Below are 19802 nucleotides of genomic sequence, written 5' to 3'. Positions count from 1 at the left end.
AGGAAGCCCGCTTCATCGTTAACGTCCATCGCAAGCAGGCTCGCTCCTACAGCACGCGGCTGAGGAACGCCCGGGTACGGGCATGGCGGGGTTGGCTGAAGATCTGTTCGGGTGGCCCCTGCTCGATCAGCTCGCCTTGATCGAGGACCACCACCCGATCGGCCACTTCGCGGGCAAAGCCCATTTCGTGGGTGACCACGACCATGGTCATGCCCTCCTCGGCCAACTCCTTCATGACTTGCAGCACTTCACCCACCGTCTCCGGGTCAAGGGCGCTGGTGGGCTCGTCGAACAACATCGCCTGGGGTTTCATCGCCAGCGCCCGGGCGATGGCCACCCGCTGCTGCTGCCCACCGGACAGCATCGAAGGGTAGTGATCCGCCTTCTCGGCCAACCCGACCCGCTTGAGCAACGCCTGCGCCTGCTGCACCGCTGCCGCGCGAGGCACGCCGAGCACATGGATGGGCGCCTCGATGATGTTTTCCAGGGCCGTCATGTGCGGGAACAGATTGAAGCGCTGAAACACCATGCCGATGTCCCGGCGCTGACGCGCAATGTTGCGCTCCGAGTCCCGGACCAGGCTGCCATCGGCACGGGTGCGATAACCCATGGGCTGGCCGCTGACACGGATTTGCCCGGACTGAATGTCCTCAAGCAGATTGATGCAGCGAATAAAGGTGGTTTTGCCTGAACCAGAGGCGCCGATCAACACCACCACTTCACCCCGTTTCACTTGCAGCGAAATGCCCTTGAGAATTTCCAGGTCACCAAACGACTTGTGAATATCCAGCGCTTCGATGACCAACTCTTCACTCATGTGCGCCATCTCAACGCCCTCTCAACAGTTTCATGGTGTTGCGACCGAACATGCGGCTGGCGGCCGGAGCCGGACGATCGGATTGGCCGAAGCGCGCCTCTAGCCAGCGCTGGAAAAAGCCCCAGAGCGTGGTCAAGGCCAGGAAGTAAATGGCAACCACCAGGTACAACTCGAACACCCGGAAGGTCGCCGAGGTCACCATTTGCGTGCTGAGCAACAACTCCTGCACGCCGATCACGCTGACCAGCGTGGTGTTTTTCAACATCACGTTGAACTCGTTGCCCAGCGGCGGAACGATGACCCGGAAGGCCTGGGGCAACACGATACGGCGCATCAACTTGGGAAACGTCATGCCCAGGGACCGCCCGGCTTCGTACTGGCCCTTGTCCACCGCACCGATGCCGGCCCGAATGATCTCGGCCATGTACGCGCCTTCGTTGAGGCCCAGGGCAATGATCGCAGCCTGAATGTTGCCCGGCACGATGAACCAGCCGAGGTCCAGGTCTTCGAAGCGGAAAATGCCACCGGCCGCCAACGCCGTGTACAGAAATACGATCTGCACCAGCAACGGCGTGCCGCGCATCAGCCAGACATAAAAGCGCACCGGGTATCGCAACAGCGGGTTACTCGACAGTTTCATCAACGCCGCGATCAACCCCAGCACACAGCCGAGCAACATCGCCGACACACTGATCAGGCACGTCAGCCACAACCCCGTCAGGTAGACATCACTGGGCTGTAACAGGTATTGCCAGAACACATCCCAATTGAAGTTCATCAGGTTCGTCCTCAGTCCAGTTTGTCGCTGCCGACATGCCATTTACTGAGGAGTGCTTCGTAACTACCGTCGGCACGCATGCCTTGCAAGACTTCGGTCAGCGCGACAGTCAATTGCGGATCACTTTTGCGCACACCGAAACCGGTCAGGATGCGGTTGAACGCAGGCACCGCCGATTGAAACAAGTCAGGGGCCAGTTGCTGGTAGTGGCCGGCAGACTCGACCGTGGTGCCGAAAGCGTCCACCTGGTTGATGCGCAAAGCCTGGAATGCATCGGCATCGACGTTGTAGACCACCAGTTTCATCGGTGCCTTGCCGGCCGCTTCGAGTTTTTCGTTCTCTTTGCCCAGCAGCACGCGGATGGTTGAACCATTACTGACCGCGACCTTGAGCCCCGATAAGTCTTCCAGCGTGTTCACCGATTTCGGATTGCCTTTGGGCACCACGATGGACTGGCTGGAATACATGAAGTTGACGATGTCGATCACCTCACGGCGTTCGGGCTTGTCGAACAGTTGATCGACGATCATGTCGCACTGTTGCGCCAACAGCGCCGGGATCAGCCCGGCGAATGGAGAGATCCGCCATTCGACTTTTTTGTCACCCAGACGCTGGGCAATCGCCTCGCCCATATCCACCTGAAGTCCGACCGGTTTTTGCTTCAGGTCAAACGACACCAGCGGCGGCGAATCCATGCCGGAGCAATAGACGATCTTCTCGCTCTTGCTTAACCGCTCGGGTAACTCGGGGGCGGCAAACGCCCATTGGGAACACAGACTCAAGGTGAACACCGCAACTAACGCGCAAGGCTTTTGCATGGCATGACTCCAGGTGGCTGCAACGAATGCCCTCTGTAGGCGCTGCCGCAGGCTGCGATCTTTTGATCTTTTCAGAAGCAACATCAAAAGATCGCAGCCTGCGGCAGCGCCTACGGGAAATGTGTTTGTTCTTCTATTGATGAGCCTCAAGAAACTGAATCAGGCGCGGAATCGTTCCTTCGATGTGCTCGCAAACCACCGCCGCCGCTTTATCCGGATCGCCGGTACGCAACGCGGTCACGATCGAAGCGTGTTCGTCCCGGGCACTGCGGGGCTTGTCGGCGTGTTGCAGCCACAGGCGCATGTGCGGCTCGATCACCGAATACAGCGCCGAAATTTGCCGCATCAGGCGCGGGCGTTCACTCAGGCTGCACAGGTATTCATGGAAGGCGCGATGACGGCTGACCCACTCGGCACCGTCCTCGCGGTAGTCGTCCATCTCGTCGAGCAGACGCTCCAGATGGCTGAAATGGCGCTCGGTCATTTTGCTGACAGCCACCCGGATAGCGAGCCCCTCAAGGGCACTGCGCATCTCGAACACTTCACGCATTTCGTCGATGTTCAGGCCCCGCACGATGGCGCCGCGGTTGGGCCGCAACGTCACCAGGCCATCGGCATCCAGACGGCGGAACGCTTCGCGCACCGGCATGCGGCTCATGCCGATTTCGCCGGCGATGTCCTCGGCGATCAGCCGTTCGCCGGTGCGGTAACGTCCTTTGCAAATGGCCTCCAGGAGAAAGTTGTAGGCCTCCTCCTCAGCAGTGACAGGCTGGCGCTCGGTATAGGCAGGGGCGAATTTCATCAGTGCACCTTTTGTATTTTTGTATCCAATTATCCATAAATCCAAAACAGCACATTGCGTGCCAGATTCAGCGCATGTATTGCAGGTATTTGATTGCATTGATGTATCAGCCATGACGACGACTGGTTACACCCGAGAGTATTGATCCGGAACGAGTTGAAATGCCCCATCCTGTCACCTGAAGGCCTCAAAACGGTGCTGGTGGTAACACGGATGATCGCTACGCTTGGTTGGAGGACTTCGTGGCAAACCTTGAGTCGCAAAGTGAACAGGCGTCTTGGTGGTGAGACGGTTTTTCTGCGCTCCTAAGGCCCTGCACTTGCGTGTAAAGTGGCCGCCATAAAAATCTTGATCAGGAACCCAACCGTGGCTAAATCCTCCCTCGACATCAGTGCCAATTTCGACAGCGGCAACATCCAGGTAATCGATGTCAGCGACCCGCTCAAGCCCCTGCTGGCGATCCGCCCCGATACCAAAAGCAACCATTTCCAATGGTTCCACTTCAAGGCCAGCGGCCTGCATGTTGGCCAGGAGCACTGGTTTCGCCTGAGCAATGCCAGCCAATCCTCCTATAACAAGGCCTGGACCGGTTATCAGGCGGTGGCGTCCTACGATCACGTCAACTGGTTCCGCGTACCGACCATTTTCGAAGGCGACTGCCTGCGTTTCGTTCTCGAAGCCGAACAGACCCACGCCTGGTTCGCCTACTTCGAACCCTATAGCCGCGGCCGCCACGACTGGCTGATCGAGCAGGCGCTGACCAAAGCCGGCACCGAACTGCTGGCCACCGGCAAAAGTGTCGAAGGCCGCGACATCCAGTTGTTGCGCAAAGGCACCGGGGCCGAGGGCCGACGCAAGGTATGGATGATTGCCCAGCAACATCCGGGCGAACACATGGCCGAGTGGTTCATGGAAGGCGTGATCGAACGCCTGGAAAAACACGACGACCCTGTGCTGAATAAACTATTGGCCAGCGCCGACCTGTACCTGGTGCCAAACATGAACCCGGACGGTGCTTTCCACGGCAATCTGCGCACCAACGCCATGGGCCAGGACCTCAACCGCGCTTGGCAGAGTGCCAGCCAGGAAATCAGCCCGGAAGTCCTGTTCGTTCAGCAGCAGATGGAAAAGTACGGCGTCGACATGTTCCTCGACGCCCATGGTGACGAGGAAATCCCCCACGTATTCACCGCCGGTTGCGAAGGCAACCCCGGTTACACGCCGCGGATCGAAAAGCTCGAGGAGCACTTCCGCAGTCATCTGAAGCACACCACAAAAGACTTCCAGACCAAGTACGGCTACACCCGCGACGAACCGGGCCGGGCCAACATGACGCTGGCCTGTAACAGCGTCGGGCAGAAGTACGACTGCCTGTCGTTGACCCTGGAAATGCCGTTCAAGGATCACGACGATCATCCGAACCCGTTGACGGGCTGGTCAGGCAAGCGGTCGAAACAGTTGGGCAAGGATGTGCTGACCACGCTTGCCGATATGGTCGATACCTTGCGCTGACAAACCTCACAGGTGCTGCAGCCGGTGCACCTGTGGCGAGGGGGCTTGCCCCCTCGCCACAATGGCTAGCCAGCATCCTCTCAACCGCGATCCTTGCCCCGCAACATGCTGTCCAGCACCTCATCGCGACGCACCCAACCGTGAAACAACGCCGCCGCCAAATGCAGCAACACCGTCAGAAACAACAGATACGCCAGATACCCGTGCGCCTTGCGCAAAAACGCAAACACCTGCGCGTTCGCCGGCACAATCGACGGTAGTTGCAATGAACTGCTGAGCATGACCGGCTCGCCCGACGCCGAAATCATCGCCCAGCCCAACAGCGGCAGAACCAGCATCAAGGCGTACAGCAACACATGCGACGCCTTGGCCGCTCGCGCCTGCCAACCCGGCAAGTCCGCCGGCAATGGTGGCTGTGTGGTGGAGAAACGCACCACCAGGCGCACGATCACCAACAGCAAAATCGCGATGCCCAAGGGTTTGTGCAGATGAATCAGCCATTCGTGACGCTCGGACACCGAGGCGACCATGCCGGCGCCGATAAACAGCATCGCAATGATCATCGGCGCCATCAGCCAGTGCAGCAGGCGCGCCAGCGGGGCGAAGTGGTTCGGTTGGTTGCTCATTGCTGGGCCTCCTGTTTGGCGGCGGGCAACTGGCTGACTTCGCTGGTGCGACGCAGGTAGGAATTGGCGTAAGCGGCTGAACGGGTGGCGAGCAACGGGTCGTCGGAACCTTCGATCCCGGCGGGCAACACCAGCGGATCGTAGTTGATGTCACGGCATTCACCGTTGAGTTGCGGTTGAGTCTTTTCAAGCACCAGGGTGCCAGCGTTCAACACCTTGCGCCCTTCGGGCCAGGCCTTGCTGGCGTCGTTGACCGGATCGCCGGGGTTGGCCAGGGTGATGTTCAACTGCCAGCGCAACGGGCTGGCGGCGATTCGCTGAACCAGGTCTTTCTCCAGGAAATCATTGCCCTCCGGCACCGTACCCCCGGGTGCGTCCTGGGCCAGTGGCACCATGTTCCAGCGCACGGCCTGGCGTTGGCCGGCCGCGTTGACCAGGTAGAACGCATTCACGCTGTTGTAGTTTTCGGTCACGTAACTGGCCGACGGCTTGGCGGTCTTGATCCAGGCCAGGAACGGTGCGGCTTGCGGGTGCGAAGCAAAAAACGCCGATACAGCCTTGGGGTCCGGTTTGCCGGTCGCCGGGTCTGGCGTCTGGGCTTTTTGCAGTTGATAGAACGCCTCTGGCGTCCCCACCGGGAACACCGGCATGCTGTTCATCCCGGTGCGCCACTGCTGGCCGTTGGCCTGAGTGAAGCGCAAGGCCATGCTGCGGATCGGCACGGCACTGTCCGGCGCGTTTGGGTTGCCGGACCCCAAGGCGAAACGCCCCACCACCGGTGTCCGTGCTTCGTTGAACACTTGAGCGGTGGAATAGCTGCGCGCCTCAAGGCTGCTCTCGAAATGCCCGATCACGCACACGCCTTTGGAATGGTTGCGACGCAAACCCGGATGCACGCCGTTGTTGGCTTCCAGCACGTTGATCAGTTTTTTCGGGGTCAGGCGCTGTGGGTCCAGGGTGCCGTTGACGTAGGCAAATGCCCCAGCCACTGCGGCAACGACCACCGCAATGCCCGCCAGACGCAATGTCAGGCTCGCCGCACTCAAGGGTGGCCGGGGTGGCGGTGATGATCGATCTACCATGAAAGACTCCAGGGCCATCGGCCACAAGTGAGAAGAATCAAGCAGACGAACCGCACGCAGGTTTATTCCCACATCCGGTGTTTATTTTTTCTGACGTGGAATAACCTCCGGTACCGGACGTCTTCCTAGTCCCAAGCGTAGCGACTAGTCAGAACTTCATGAACGATATCGACGAACAACTGAGGGAAATCATTCCCCGATTGCGACGCTTTGCCGTGTCGTTGACGCGCAACACCAGCAGCGCTGACGACCTGGTGCAGGCGAGCCTGGAGCGGGCATTGTCGAGTTGGAGCGGTAAACGCGCCGAGGGCGACTTGCGCGCCTGGCTGTTCTCGATTGTCTATCGGCAGTTTCTCGATGCGCACCGCCGCTCCCGGCGCTATGCACGCATGCTCGAATTCTTCACCGGGCGTGACGATGCCCAGCCCTCGGTGGAGCGCACCGTTATCGCTCAATCGACCCTCAGCGCTTTCGACCGACTGCCCACCGAGCAACGCGCGCTGCTGCTCTGGGTGTCGGTGGAAGGCCTGAGCTACAAAGAGGTCGCCGGGATTCTCGACGTACCCACCGGCACCGTGATGTCCCGCCTGTCCCGGGCTCGCCAGGCCCTGCGCCAACTCAGCGATGGCGATATCAACCGCCCTTCCCTGCGGAGACTCAAATGATCAGCATGCCCCCCAGCGAGCGTGACCTGCACGCCTACGTCGACCACCAACTGAGCGACGCCGATCGACGCCTGGTGGCGACTTTTCTGGCCACTGACCCGCAGGTGGCCGCGCAAGTGCGCGCCTGGCAGCAGGATGCCCAGAGGCTGCGCGCAGCCCTGAGCGGAGCCTTGCAACAACCCTCGAACCCGGACCTTGATCCGGCCGTGATACGCCAGCGCCTCAAACGCCAATCCCGTCGACACCTGGCCAGTGCCGCGGTGTTGCTCATCGCGGTCAGCGTCGGCGGTTTCAGCGGCTGGCAAGCGCGGGAGATGACACTGGCGAGCTCTCAGCTCCCGATGACCGATGCCCTGCAGGCCTATCGCCTGATTGCCCAGCAAGGCATCCTGCCGGCCGATTACAAAGTCGGCGACGACGGTGACATGCAGGGATGGCTCGACCACTACTTCACCCGGGCCAATCGCCTGCCCGACCTCTCGGGTGCCGGGTTCAAGCCGGCTAGCGGGCGTTTGCTGAGCACCGAGCAAGGCCCGGCGGCGATGGTGGTCTACGAGAATCAGGGCGGGCAGAAAGTCAGTTTCTATGTGCGCCCGCCAGGGCCGAAAAATTTCCTGCTGCCCAGGGGCAGCCGCAGTGATGGTGAGTTGCAGGCCGAGTACTGGTCGGGAAGCGGCTACAACTATGCGATGGTCAGCCCCGCGGACACAGCGGCGGCGCAGATGCTCAAACAGACCACTCAGTTCTGATCCCCCCTGTGTGCGAGCCTGCTCCGGGCGGCGTTCCGACGATGACCGCCTGACAGTCGCCACAGCTTTCCCGCTATCATGTCGCCCATTTTCAGGGCCCCGTGCCCTCCCCTTGGTCAATGGCGAACCTGTTCATGCATACCCTTGCTCAATTGCGTAACGGCGAGTTGTCGGGCATCACGCGGCTGGATCTGGTCGACGGCCTCACCGAATTCCCCCGGGAGATTTTCGATCTGGCGGACTCGCTGGAAGTGCTCAACCTTAGCGGCAATGCCTTGAGCGCCCTGCCGGAGGACTTGCATCGCCTGACCCGTTTGCGCGTGCTGTTCTGTTCCGATAACCGCTTCACCGAGTTGCCGGCCTGCCTGGGCCAATGCACCGCACTGACGATGATCGGCTTCAAGGCCAACCGCATCGCCCTCGTGCCCGCAGCGGCGCTGCCACCGCTGCTGCGCTGGTTGATCCTGACCGACAACTGCATCGAAACCTTGCCGACCGAACTGGGAGAGCGCCCGTTCCTGCAAAAGCTCATGCTCGCCGGCAATCGATTGCAAGCGCTGCCGGAGTCATTGCGTCAGTGTCATCGGCTGGAACTGATCCGCATCGCCGCCAACCGGTTGACCGGGTTGCCGCAATGGCTGCTGGAGCTGCCGAGCCTGACCTGGCTGGCCTATGCCGGTAACCCGCTGGAAACCGAAGCCGACGCCGCGGCCCTCGACGCCACACCGCGGATTGACTGGTCGGCATTGCGTCTGGAGAAGAAACTCGGCGAAGGTGCCTCCGGGGTGATTCATCAGGCCGCCTGGCAAGCGGCTGACCTGCCACCCATGGACGTTGCGGTGAAGCTCTACAAGGGCGAAATGACCAGCGACGGTTCGCCATTGCACGAGATGAACGCCTGCATCACCGCTGGCCTGCACCCGAATCTGATCCGCGTCGAAGGGCGGATTGTCGATCACCCGCAGCAAACCGCCGGGCTGGTCATGCAGTTGATCCCGCCGAGCTTTCGCAACCTCGCCGCGCTGCCGAGCCTGGCGTCGTGCAGCCGCGACATTTACCCCGACGATTTGCGTTTCAGTGCCGCGGTGGCGCTGCGCATTGCCTCGGGCATTGCCTCGGTGGCCGAGCACCTGCACGGTCATGGCATCACCCACGGCGACCTCTATGGGCACAATATTCTGTGGAATGAACAGGGTGATTGCTTGCTGGGGGATTTTGGCGCGGCGTCGTTCCACGGAATTTCCGACAGCCTTGAAAGCCGTGCCTTGCAGCGGATCGAGGTGCGGGCGTTCGGAGTATTGCTGGGGGAGTTGCTGGCGCGAATCGACTCGGGGTTGAGCGATGAACTGCGTCGGGTGCTGGAGGATTTAGAACAGCGTTGCTGTCAGCCGCAGGTGCTGGCGCGGCCTGGTTTTGGCGAGATCGTTCAGGAATTGAATGGTTGGTGACCGCTGCGCGGTCAATCGCGAGCAAGCTCGCTCCCACAAGGATAGCGTTAAACCTGTGGGAGCGAGCCTGCTCGCGATGACGGCCTGCCAGACAACAGGGCCGTCACTGACACAAAGACTTAACCCGCCAACCCGACAAACATGTCCTGCACGTCGTCGTGGTTATCGAGGCCTTCGAGGAACGCTTCGACTTCCGCCATCTGCTCATCGCTCAGGCCGCTGACCGGGTTTTTCGGCTGGTAGCCCAGTTTGGCCGACAGCACGGTGAAGCCTTGTTCCGGCAGGGCTTTCTGTACCGCGTCGAGGTCGGTCGGCTCGGTCAGGAACAGGGTTGCACCCTCTTCACCCGGTTCGAAATCCTGTGCACCGGCTTCGATGGCGGCCATTTCCGGATCGGCGTCCGGGGTGTCCGGCGACGCTTCGATCATGCCGACATGGTTGAAGTCCCAGGCCACAGAGCCGGAAGCGCCCAGTTGGCCCTTGCGGAACGCCACGCGGATCTCGGCCACGGTGCGGTTGATGTTGTCGGTCACGCATTCAACGATCAACGGTACCTGATGCGGGGCGAACCCTTCATAAGTCACGCGATGGTATTGCACGGTCTCGCCCAACAAGCCCGCGCCCTTCTTGATGGCGCGATCCAGTGTTTCCTTGGGCATCGAAGCTTTCTTGGCCTGTTCAACCACCAGGCGCAAGTGCGCGTTGGTAGCAACATCAGCGCCGTTACGCGCAGCAATGGTGATTTCTTTCACCAGTTTGCCGAAGATCTTGCCCTTGGCATTGGCTGCCGCTTCTTTGTGTTTAACCTTCCACTGTGCGCCCATTTCTCACTCTCTTATCTGTGGCATCTGTGGCGCCGAGACATCTATTGGCCGACGCTTTGTGCAAGTTTATACGGCCTAAAGTTGGCAATCGACCAAAAAATCCCGACTTGCATCGACATCTTCACCAGCGGTTGTAGGGCGATTCGGAAATGTCGCTTTAACGTGCCCGCAATGCGCTGGGGTTTCGTACGCTTTGCACCCTATTCCACGGCAGCAGCGTGTTCGATGCACAACGACAAGGAAAGTCCCACCACCCTGACACTTCTGGACGATGACCTGCATTTCCAGGTGGTCCGGTTCAGCGGTCATGAAGCACTCAACCAGCCCTATCGATTCGATATCGAAGTTATCGGGCTGGCACCGGCCCTGAACCTTGAGCGATTGCTGCGCCAACCGGCGTTCCTCGAATTTGGCCACGACCAGGGCATTCATGGCGTGCTGCACAGCGCCAGTTGTGAACATCGAAGCGGGCACCGGGTCGCTTACAGGGTGGTGCTTGTATCCCGTGTCCAAGTACTGGAGCAGCAACGACGCCGACGGGTTTTCCAGCGCGCCAGCGTGCCCATGATCCTGCGCCAATTGCTCGAGGAGCACGGGTTGCCCGCCAGCAGTTATCGCTTTGAACTGGCAACCGGGCACTATCCCCTGCGACCTTTTTGCATTCAGTACGATGAAACCGACCTGGCGCTGCTGCAACGACTGTGCGAAGAAGAAGGCATCCACTACCACTTCGAGCATCAACACGACGGCCATGTCCTGGTGTTGGCCGATGACAGCCTGAGTTTCCCCCAGGAACCGCTGCTCATGCCGATGCGCAGTGACGCCCTCGAAGAACATCAGGAATCGGTGATCCGCGAACTGTTCCAGCGCCATGACACAACATTCTCCCCCGTGCGCCCGGGTGCCAGCAATCCTGGCGCAGCGGACACCAGCGACGGCGCAGCCAATCACTCGTTCGCCACGACGAGACACTTTCCCGCCCACGAACAACAGCATCGCGATCAGCTCAGCCGTCGACAACTGGAACGTCTGCGTTGCCGACACCTGCTGATCCACGGCCAAAGTAACCAGGGCGCATTACGCAGCGGCCGGATCGTTCAGGTGGCCGAACATCCACTGGCGAATTTCAATGATCAATGGCTGGTCACCGAAATCCGCCATCAGGGGCATCATTCGTCGATTCTGTCCGACGACTCCCCGGACATCACCCCGGGCTACTGCAATCAATTCAGCGCCATCCCCTGGTCGACCGTATTCAGGCCCTCGCTCAAACAACCCAGGCCGAGCATTCCCGGGTATCAGCCCGGCCAGGTGTGCGGCCGGGTCGGGCAACCGCCGAGGGTGGATGAGGATGGCCGGGTTCAGGTGAACCTCTGGCCCGGCACACAATCAGTGGCAGAGGCGTCCGATGGCCTGTGGCTGCCGCTGGCGCTGACCACCGCCGAGGACTGGCTCGACCCGTCCCGCCTGCCCTTGGCCGGCAGCGAGGTACTGGTGATTTTCCTCGACAGTGACCCGGATCGCCCGGTGCTCTGTACGGCCATGGGCCCTCGACCACAACCTCGCGGCCCTCGTCCGCGTGAGCCCCGTGGCGATACCCGCCTGCTGTTCGACTGGCTGCTCAGCCGCTCGGAGCTTGCGCCCTGACACTCAGCCCTTGTCAGCCTTGCCGGCCGCGGCGGCGAACTTCGCCAGGCGCACATCCAGATGCCGCGGCCGACGCCCGTGATCCTCTGCGCGCTCCTTGCGGCGGATGGCGTTGCGCACCATCAGCGAGCCGATGTAGCGAATCGGTTCCGGCGGAAAAAAACCCAGCGGTCCGTTGACCAGTGGCGAACGGGTCCAGGGGTTGTCCAGGCCCAGGACCATCGACGCCAGAATCTGCCCGCCCATATGGCAGGGCCCGACACCGCTGCCGGAGTAGCCAAAACCGTAGAACACATTGCCACTGGCGCTCATCTGCCCGAAAAACGGCAGCCCGGTCACCGAACGGTCCGACGGACCATTCCAGGTCGCTTCGACCTTGACGTCGGCAAACGCCGGGAAGAAATCCGCCAGGCTGTTCTGCAACAAACCGGCGTAAGGCGAAGGTTGATCGAACACCGGCAGCATGCGCCCGCCATAAGCGAAGGTATTGCCGCCCTTGCCGAGCATGATCCGGCCGTCCGGGGTGTTGTGGTAGTAGTGCACGAAAATCCGCGAATCGAGCACCGTGACGCCACTGGTCAGGCCGATTTCGTCGAGCAAATCCGGCCGTGGCTCGGTGATCAGCATGTCGCTGGAAACGATCGCCACGCTGCGCTCGAACTGCGGGAACGCTCGGGCCATCCAGGCGTTCATCGCCAGCACCACCCGGTCGGCGCGGACGGTGCCGCCGGGGGTTTGAATACCCACCGGCCTGCCCTCTTCCAGCCCGGTCATCGCGGTGTTTTCGTAAATCCTCACGCCCATTTGCAGGGCAACCCGACGCAGACCGCGCACCAGCTTGCCCGGTTGCACACTGGCCGCGGCCGGGGAAAACCAGCCCTCCAGGTGCTTGCTGGAACCGGCCACGCGCTGCACATCGGCCACCGGCCGCTGGGTAAACGAGTTGATGCCATGGCGCTCCAGTGCGGCGATGACCGCATCGGTCGAGCCGCATTGGGCACGGTTGGTGGCGGTGTAGAGCGTACCGTCGAGGCGGTAGTCGGCGTCCACCGCATACTGTTCGCAGAAGGCGCCGATGGCATGGATGCTGCGCTCGGACTCCTTGACCAGGCGCACCGCCTCTTCAACGCCAAACAAACGCTCAAGGGTGAAATACTTGGCCGACCACGACAGTGCACAACCACCGTTGCGCCCACTGGCACCGGCACCGCAGATATCCGCTTCGATCAGCAACACGTCCAGCTGGGGGTTCTGTTCCTTGAGCATGATCGCGGTCCACAACCCGGTATAACCGCCGCCGACGATGCACACGTCGGCTCGGCTATCGCCTTGCAGTGGCGGACAGGATTCGGATGCATCAGCCTTCAAGGCCTGGTCCAGCCAAAAGGGTCTCATGGGAAATCTCCAGTCAATGGCCCACACGCCAGCCTGCCGCAGACGCAGCAGGCGACGAGGGACAGGCTTCAGGTGCGCAGGGGTTTGATGGTCATCGCCCGATTGGGCACGAACGGGTAGTTGGTTTTCAGGCCGCCCGGGCGGCTGTTCCAGTGCGGGATCAGCACCAGCGCCGAGAACATGGCGCAGCCGGCGAAGACGATGAACACGGTAACGGTGTCGAAGTAGCCCGGCAGCAGCCCACCGAGAATCGCCCCGACCGAGCCGCAGCCGTTGACGAAACCGGCGGCTGTGGCGCCGGCCTTGGCGGTACCGAAGTCGATGGCCGCCGCGCCGCTGATCATCGAGTCCGGCCCATAGAGGGTCAGACCCATGACGAACAGCAGCGCCACCACCAGCAGCACGCTGCCGGTATGCAGGGCGCCCATGAAAAATGCCAGGGACACCGTTAGCGCCAACAGACTGATCACGCAGGCCGGCATGCGCCGGGCGCCGAACAGTTTGTCCGAGGCCAGGCCGATCATGATCGGTCCGAGCAATCCGGCCAGTTCAAACGCGGTCGGAATGATCGCCGCGCCGACCTTGCCCACCGAGGGCATCTGTTCGAAAACGATCACTGGCCCCCACAGCAGAATCGCGTAGCGCGCCGGTTTGAGCATGAAGTACGCCAGCCCGAGCACCAGCACCGTGCGGTTGCGCAGGATTTCCTTCAAAGGCTCCCACATGCTGATTTTGCTTTGCGCCTCGGCTTGCTCGGCGGTCAGCTCGGGTTCCGGCTCCACCGCCGGCAAGCCGACGTCTTCCGGTTTGTTGCGTTGGAAAATAAAAAACAGCACGGCGACCAGCCCAACCACCGCCGCACTGGAAACAAACGCCGCATGCCAGCTGCCGATGAGCGTGTACGCCCACCAACCGGCAAACGGCGACGCCACGAGACCGCCAAAGGCGTAGCAGGAACTCCACAGGCCCAATACCCGCCCGCGTTGCTCGGAGGGAAAGAAGCTGCCGAGGTTCTTGCACAGCCCCGACCAACCGGTGGACTGCGCCAGGCCTTGTATCAGCATGCAGGTAGCGAAAATCGGTAAGGTTGCGAAGTTGCCCATCACCAGCGCCGCGGCAGCGGAAATCAGCAATCCGCCGAGCACTACCACCCGCGGCCCGAAGCGGTCGGCGAGGATGCCCCAGGTGAATTGGCCGACGGCGTAGGCCGTCAGGTAGATAGCGTCGAGGTTGGCCATGGCCATTTTATCGAGCATGAAGGTCGGGTCTTCGCCAATACCGAGTTTGGCGACCGAGAAGGCTTTGCGGGTGAAGTAGAACGCGGCGTAGGCGAGCCAGGTGATCGCGAAGATCTGCACGCGCCAACGCTTGATGGTGCCGATGTGCTTGTTCATTGTGGTTCTGACCTCAGGGTGTGAGTGTGCCGGCAGAATTGGAAGAAAACGCCTGTGTTTTTATTGTTGAGCACTGCGATATCGCCCTGTCCCTACGGCGGATACCGGTCAGATGAGTCCTGTAGTTGCACGCACAGGCTCATGGCACCCGCTGCTGTTCGACTGACCCGTCAGCGGGGCTGAGGTGGATAAAAACAATTACTGATTAATAAGTGAAATCGATTTATCGTATTTCAAATATAAGGTCAGCTTGTTACTGGAGATTCCCATGTCGGTGTCCCACGCCCAGCTCAAAGCCTTCCATGCCGTGGCGGTCCATGGAAGCTTTACCAAAGCCGCCGAGCGGCTTTTTCTGACGCAGCCAGCGATTTCCGACCAGGTGCGCAAACTCGAAGAGCGCTACGGCGTCTTGCTGTTTCACCGCAACAAGCGCTCGGTGCGCCTGACCGATCTGGGCGAGCGCCTGCTGAGCGTTACACAGCGGCTTTTTGTGATTGAGGCCGAAGCGCAGGAGCTGTTGCAGGATTCCCAGGCCTTGCAGACCGGCAGCCTGATTCTGGCGGTGGATGCACCGGTGCATGTGCTGCCGCAGATTGCCCGCTTCTGCGAACGCTACCCCGGGATCAGCGTGAAGATCGAAACCGGCAACACCGATGAGTCGCTGTTTCGACTGTTCAACTATCAGGCCGACCTGGCATTGCTGGGCCGTGACGTCAGCGATGAACGCCTGATTTCGCTGCCCCTGCGTAACGACCCTATGGTCGCGTTTGTGTCGCGCAATCACCCTTGGGCCGATCGCGAATCCATCACCCTCGCGGACCTCGACGACACGCCGCTGGTGTTGCGGGAAATCGGTTCGGTGACGCGTCAGACCCTGGAGGAGGAAATGCAACGCGCCGGGTTGCGCATTCGCCCGGCGATTCAGGTCGAGGGTCGGGAGGCGGCGCGGGAAGCGGTGGTGGTCGGGATTGGGGTGGGCGTGGTGTCGGCTGCCGAGTTTGGCGCCGACTCCAGGGTTTGTGCACTGCCGATTACCGATTGCGAACGACGCCTGACTGAAACACTGGTGTGCCTGCGCGAGCAGAGTTCGCGGCGGGTGGTGGCGACGTTTCTCGAGATGGTGCGCGAGAGTCTGGTGTAGGCAGGTCCGACGCCATCGCGGGCAAGCCACGCTCCCACAGGATTTATGTCGGTTATCTATTTTGTGTACGGCGCAAAACCTGTGGGAGCGTGGCTTGCCCGCGATGGCCGCACCTCGGTCTACCTGCCCGGCGCCAACCCGAAAAATGCCTGAATCAAGCGCAAATCCCGTCGCCGCTCCATGCACCCGATCATGTGCCGATTCACCAACCCCTCGCCAATGATCGGCACCGCCGCCACTCGCGGGTCGTGGCTGACTTCCACCGACGACACCACCCCCACCCCCAGTTCGGCTGCCACGGCTTCGGTCACCGCTTCGCGGCTGTCCAGTTCCAGCAGCACCCGCGGATTGACCCTGGCCTGGGCGCAAGCCTCATCGAAGGTGCGCCGGGTAATCGAACCCGGTTCGCGCAGCACCATGATCACCTGGTCCAGCTCCCTGAGCTGCACGCCTTTGGTCTTCTGCGCCCAAGGATGGCCATCGGGCACCAGCGCGCAAATCCGTGATTCGTTCAACGCCTGCAGATGCAAGCCCTTGCGTGGCTCGACTTCGGTCAACACCGCCACGTCGGCATGTTCGGACAGCAGCGCCGCCAGGGTTTCCTGGGCGTTGCCCAGGCGCAGGTTCACCGTGATCCCCGGATAGCGCGCGCGCAGGCTGGCAAGCATCGGCATGACCATGTGCGGGCCGTCCGCCGCCACCTCCAGACGCCCGGTCAGCAGTTGCCGGTTGGCTTCGAGCATCACCTGCGCCTCTTCGGCCAGGCCGAACATCGCCCGGGTGATGGCCGCCAGTTTGGTGCCCTCCTCCGTCAGTTCCACTCGGCGGGCGGTGCGGCGCAGCAAGGTGATCTGGTAGTGCTCCTCCAGGGCCTTGATGTGCCCGGTAACCGCCGGCTGGCTGATGAACAGCCGCGCCGCCGCCCGGGTAAAGCTGCCTTCCCGCGCCACGGCATCGAATGCGCGCAGCTGAAACAGGTTCATGAATAACCCTCACTGATGGCTGGCATAACAACAAACAATTTGATTGATAACACGGCAAATTGCAATTTAGGCACCAACGCTTCATCCCATCGATTGCGAGGACACGAGAATGAGTACTGCCGAACCCATCCTGCTCACCCCCGGCCCGTTGACCACGTCGGCCCGCACCCGCCAGGCGATGATGATCGACTGGGGTTCATGGGATGACCGTTTCAATCAATTGACCGCCAGCCTCTGCGAGCAACTGCTGGCCATCATCAACGGCGCCGCCTCCCACCACTGCGTACCTTTGCAAGGCAGCGGCACTTTCGCGGTCGAAGCGGCGATCGGCACGCTGGTGCCTCGCGATGGCAAGATTCTGGTACTGATCAACGGCGCCTACGGCAAACGCCTGGCGAAAATCTGTGAAGTGCTCGGCCGCGCCTACAGCACCTTCGAAACCGCCGAAGACGAGCCGACCACCGCCGCCGACGTCGACCGCCTGCTGCGCGCCGACACCGGTATCACCCACGTCGCCCTGATTCACTGCGAAACCAGCACCGGCATCCTCAATCCGCTGCCGCAGATCGCCCAGGTCGTCGCAGAACACGGCAAGCGCCTGATCATCGACGCCATGAGTTCCTTCGGTGCCCTGCCGGTGGATGCGCAGCAAGTGCCGTTCGACGCACTGATCGCCGCCTCAGGCAAGTGCCTGGAAGGTGTGCCGGGCATGGGTTTTGTCTTCGCTCGCAAAGAATCCCTGGCCAACGCCACCGGTAACTCGCATTCGCTGGCCATGGACCTGCAGGACCAGCACGCCTACATGGCCAAGACCGGCCAGTGGCGTTTCACCCCGCCGACCCACGTGGTCGCGGCGCTGCACGAAGCCCTGCTGCAATACGACGAAGAGGGTGGCTTGTCGGCTCGACACGAACGCTATGCCGCCAACTGCCAGGCGTTGATGGAAGAGATGGGCAAACTGGGGCTGCGCAGCTTCCTGCCGGCGGCCATTCAGGCGCCGATCATCGCCACCTTTCATGCCCCGAAAGATCCTCGCTACCAGTTCAAAGCGTTCTACGAACGGGTCAAGGCCAAGGGTTACATCCTCTACCCCGGCAAACTGACCCAGGTCGAAACCTTCCGCGTCGGCTGCATCGGCCATGTCAACCCGGCGCAAATGCGCGAAGCGGTGGCCGCGATTGCTGAAGTGTTGCGCGAGATGGAAGTGCTGGAAATCTAAGCCACACCGCATTCCCCTGTAGGAGCGAGCCTGCTCGCGATGAGGCCAGGTCAGTCGACACACATGCTGGATGAAAGACCGCTATCGCGAGCAGGCTCACTCCCACAAAGAGCCGAATTCCAATTTAGTCATTTATTACAGGATTTGAGACATGAACTACTCCAACCCAACCAAACTGCAAGCCGCCATCCTCGACTGGGCCGGCACCGTGGTCGACTTCGGCTCCTTCGCCCCGACGCAGATTTTCGTCGAGGCGTTCGCCGAGTTCGATGTCCAGGTGTCCATCGAAGAAGCCCGTGGCCCGATGGGCATGGGCAAGTGGGACCACATCCGCACCCTGTGCGATCTGCCGGAAGTTGCCGAGCGTTATCGCAAAGTGTTCGGCCGCACGCCGACCGACGATGACGTCACTGCGATTTACCAACGCTTCATGCCGCTGCAGATCGAAAAAATCGCCGAACACTCGGCGCTGATTCCGGGGGCGCTGGAGACCATCGCCAACCTGCGCCAGCAAGGGATCAGGATCGGTTCCTGCTCCGGATACCCGAAACTGGTCATGGACAAAGTGGTCGAACTGGCCGCCACCAACGGCTACGTCGCCGACCACGTGGTCGCCACCGACGAAGTCCCGAACGGCCGCCCATGGCCCGCCCAGGCACTGGCCAACGTCATCGCCCTGGGCATTGACGATGTCGCCGCGTGCGTGAAGATCGATGACACGGTGCCGGGCATTCTCGAAGGTCGCCGCGCCGGTATGTGGACCGTGGCGCTGATCTGTTCGGGTAACGCCCTGGGCCTGGACTACGAAGGTTATCGCGCGCTGGGAAGCGACCAGCTGGACAGCGAGCGCAAGCGCATCCACGGGATGTTCGAGAGTTCGCGCCCGCATTACATGATCGACACCATCACCGATCTGCCGGACGTGATCGCCGACATCAACAAGCGCCTGGCCAACGGCGAAATGCCGCAGTCCAGCTAAAAAACGTACCGCCCTCTGTAGGAGCGAGCTCGCTCGCGATGGTCTCAAGAATGCCGCGGTTACCCAGTGGGTATGCGTCATCGTTGGCGACCATCGCGAGCGAGCTCGCTCCTACAGGGTTTTTTCTGTCCATTACCCGAAGCAGAGCATCCCGCGACTGATCGCCACAGACAAATCCGGTGAAACAGGATTACAGTTAACGCTCACCGTCGGACATGAACGGTGGCTTTACACCGGACCTCTGAGGAACACCGTATGCCGTGGAAAAACTCCGAATCGCGCTACAGCACCGTATCGATCGCACTGCATTGGTTGATGCTGGTCCTGCTGGCACTGGTTTACGCCTGTATCGAGTTTCGCGGGATCTTTCCCAAGGGCAGCGGCGGGCGCACGCTGATCGTCGAATCACACTTCATGCTTGGCCTGACCGTATTCGTTCTGGTCTGGGTGCGATTGTTCGCTCGCAGTCTCGGCCCGGCCCCGCAGGTCTTCCCTGCCTCACCGCACTGGCAAACGACGCTGGCCAGGCTGATGCACTGGGCGTTGTACATTTTCATGATAGTCACACCGATTCTCGGGTGGCTGGTCACCAGCGCCAAAGGCAATCAGGTGATGTTCTACGGTGTCGACCTGCCGATGCCGATAGCGGAAAACAAGGACCTGGCCAAACAACTCCAGGGCTGGCACGAGCTCGGCGCTACGATCGGCTATTGGCTGATTGGCCTGCATGCCGTGGCGGCGCTGTATCACCATTATGTGGTGGGCGATAACACCTTGCTGCGGATGATGCCCAAGGGCGTGAACCGCGACTCCTGAAACGAATGAATTCCAATGTGGGAGCGGCGGTGCGGCGATCCGACTTGCTCGCGAAGGCAGTGTGTCAGGCCATACAAAATCGACTGATACTCCGCCTTCGCGAGCAA

At 61.2% G+C, this 19802-nt stretch carries 19 protein-coding genes; 9 read left to right on the top strand and 10 right to left on the bottom strand.

The features are described 5' to 3' along the window. Positions 1-46: 46 nt before the first annotated feature. From ACM6IK_RS22900 to ACM6IK_RS22885, 4 genes are all read right to left on the bottom strand, one after another. On the bottom strand, positions 47-826 hold the full coding sequence (locus ACM6IK_RS22900) for an amino acid ABC transporter ATP-binding protein (protein WP_414876125.1): 780 nt from the start codon (positions 824-826) through the stop codon (positions 47-49). Between the two features lies 1 nt (position 827). Next, positions 828-1595: an amino acid ABC transporter permease gene (locus ACM6IK_RS22895; protein ID WP_414876124.1), complete on the bottom strand. Its 768-nt coding sequence runs from the start codon at positions 1593-1595 to the stop codon at positions 828-830. A gap of 11 nt (positions 1596-1606) precedes the next feature. Continuing rightward, on the bottom strand, positions 1607-2413 hold the full coding sequence (locus ACM6IK_RS22890) for an ABC transporter substrate-binding protein (protein WP_223544044.1): 807 nt from the start codon (positions 2411-2413) through the stop codon (positions 1607-1609). A 133-nt stretch (positions 2414-2546) separates the two neighbouring features. Next, entirely contained in the window at positions 2547-3215 is a 669-nt protein-coding gene (locus tag ACM6IK_RS22885) for a GntR family transcriptional regulator (protein WP_414876123.1), read from the bottom strand. A 366-nt stretch (positions 3216-3581) separates the two neighbouring features. Between ACM6IK_RS22885 and ACM6IK_RS22880 the strand changes: the two genes are divergently transcribed. After that, positions 3582-4727 carry a M14-type cytosolic carboxypeptidase gene (locus ACM6IK_RS22880; protein ID WP_414876122.1) on the top strand — a complete coding sequence of 382 codons (1146 nt, stop codon included), beginning with the start codon at positions 3582-3584 and terminating at the stop codon, positions 4725-4727. Positions 4728-4807: 80 nt separating this feature from the next. On the opposite strand, the gene ACM6IK_RS22875 is transcribed toward ACM6IK_RS22880, so the two are convergent. Further along, positions 4808-5353 carry a cytochrome b gene (locus ACM6IK_RS22875; protein WP_414876121.1) on the bottom strand — a complete coding sequence of 182 codons (546 nt, stop codon included), beginning with the start codon at positions 5351-5353 and terminating at the stop codon, positions 4808-4810. Next, positions 5350-6435: a catalase family peroxidase gene (locus tag ACM6IK_RS22870; protein WP_414876120.1), complete on the bottom strand. Its 1086-nt coding sequence runs from the start codon at positions 6433-6435 to the stop codon at positions 5350-5352. Before ACM6IK_RS22870 ends, ACM6IK_RS22875 begins: the two co-directional genes overlap by 4 nt. A 158-nt stretch (positions 6436-6593) precedes the next feature. Between ACM6IK_RS22870 and ACM6IK_RS22865 the strand changes: the two genes are divergently transcribed. The 3 genes from ACM6IK_RS22865 (at position 6594) to ACM6IK_RS22855 (ending at position 9297) form a co-directional block, all read left to right on the top strand. Beyond that, positions 6594-7100: an RNA polymerase sigma factor gene (locus ACM6IK_RS22865; RefSeq protein ID WP_414876119.1), complete on the top strand. Its 507-nt coding sequence runs from the start codon at positions 6594-6596 to the stop codon at positions 7098-7100. Further along, positions 7097-7849, top strand: a complete 753-nt coding sequence (locus ACM6IK_RS22860) for an anti-sigma factor family protein (RefSeq protein WP_414876118.1) — start codon at positions 7097-7099, stop codon at positions 7847-7849. The genes ACM6IK_RS22865 and ACM6IK_RS22860 overlap by 4 nt, the downstream gene beginning before the upstream one ends. A 134-nt stretch (positions 7850-7983) precedes the next feature. Next, a complete protein-coding gene (locus ACM6IK_RS22855; protein ID WP_414876117.1) occupies positions 7984-9297 on the top strand; it encodes a leucine-rich repeat-containing protein kinase family protein in 1314 nt (437 codons plus the stop codon). A gap of 119 nt (positions 9298-9416) precedes the next feature. On the opposite strand, the gene ACM6IK_RS22850 is transcribed toward ACM6IK_RS22855, so the two are convergent. Then, positions 9417-10121 (bottom strand): YebC/PmpR family DNA-binding transcriptional regulator, encoded by a 705-nt coding sequence (locus ACM6IK_RS22850; protein ID WP_007976978.1) that lies wholly within the window; start codon positions 10119-10121, stop codon positions 9417-9419. 225 nt (positions 10122-10346) lie between these two features. On the opposite strand from ACM6IK_RS22850, the gene ACM6IK_RS22845 reads away from it, so the two are divergent. Beyond that, positions 10347-11768 carry a type VI secretion system Vgr family protein gene (locus tag ACM6IK_RS22845; protein ID WP_414876344.1) on the top strand — a complete coding sequence of 474 codons (1422 nt, stop codon included), beginning with the start codon at positions 10347-10349 and terminating at the stop codon, positions 11766-11768. A gap of 3 nt (positions 11769-11771) precedes the next feature. On the opposite strand, the gene ACM6IK_RS22840 is transcribed toward ACM6IK_RS22845, so the two are convergent. Both ACM6IK_RS22840 and ACM6IK_RS22835 read right to left on the bottom strand, forming a co-directional pair. Continuing rightward, positions 11772-13163, bottom strand: a complete 1392-nt coding sequence (locus ACM6IK_RS22840; protein WP_414876116.1) for an FAD-dependent oxidoreductase — start codon at positions 13161-13163, stop codon at positions 11772-11774. A 68-nt stretch (positions 13164-13231) separates the two neighbouring features. Next, on the bottom strand, positions 13232-14557 hold the full coding sequence (locus ACM6IK_RS22835) for an MFS transporter (protein WP_414876115.1): 1326 nt from the start codon (positions 14555-14557) through the stop codon (positions 13232-13234). A gap of 268 nt (positions 14558-14825) precedes the next feature. On the opposite strand from ACM6IK_RS22835, the gene ACM6IK_RS22830 reads away from it, so the two are divergent. Then, positions 14826-15698 (top strand): LysR family transcriptional regulator, encoded by an 873-nt coding sequence (locus ACM6IK_RS22830; protein WP_414876114.1) that lies wholly within the window; start codon positions 14826-14828, stop codon positions 15696-15698. 119 nt (positions 15699-15817) lie between these two features. On the opposite strand, the gene ACM6IK_RS22825 is transcribed toward ACM6IK_RS22830, so the two are convergent. Beyond that, positions 15818-16681: a LysR substrate-binding domain-containing protein gene (locus ACM6IK_RS22825; RefSeq protein ID WP_414876113.1), complete on the bottom strand. Its 864-nt coding sequence runs from the start codon at positions 16679-16681 to the stop codon at positions 15818-15820. Between the two features lie 109 nt (positions 16682-16790). Between ACM6IK_RS22825 and ACM6IK_RS22820 the strand changes: the two genes are divergently transcribed. The 3 genes from ACM6IK_RS22820 (at position 16791) to ACM6IK_RS22810 (ending at position 19695) form a co-directional block, all read left to right on the top strand. After that, a complete protein-coding gene (locus tag ACM6IK_RS22820; RefSeq protein WP_414876112.1) occupies positions 16791-17900 on the top strand; it encodes a 2-aminoethylphosphonate--pyruvate transaminase in 1110 nt (369 codons plus the stop codon). Positions 17901-18051: 151 nt separating this feature from the next. After that, a complete protein-coding gene (gene phnX, locus ACM6IK_RS22815) occupies positions 18052-18879 on the top strand; it encodes a phosphonoacetaldehyde hydrolase (RefSeq protein ID WP_414876111.1) in 828 nt (275 codons plus the stop codon). 255 nt (positions 18880-19134) lie between these two features. Then, entirely contained in the window at positions 19135-19695 is a 561-nt protein-coding gene (locus ACM6IK_RS22810) for a cytochrome b (protein ID WP_414876110.1), read from the top strand. Positions 19696-19802 lie beyond the last annotated feature (107 nt).

Source organism: Pseudomonas sp. IT-196MI5, assembly GCF_949767415.1.
Taxonomy (GTDB): domain Bacteria; phylum Pseudomonadota; class Gammaproteobacteria; order Pseudomonadales; family Pseudomonadaceae; genus Aquipseudomonas.
This window is presented reverse-complemented; position numbering and strand designations above follow the sequence as displayed.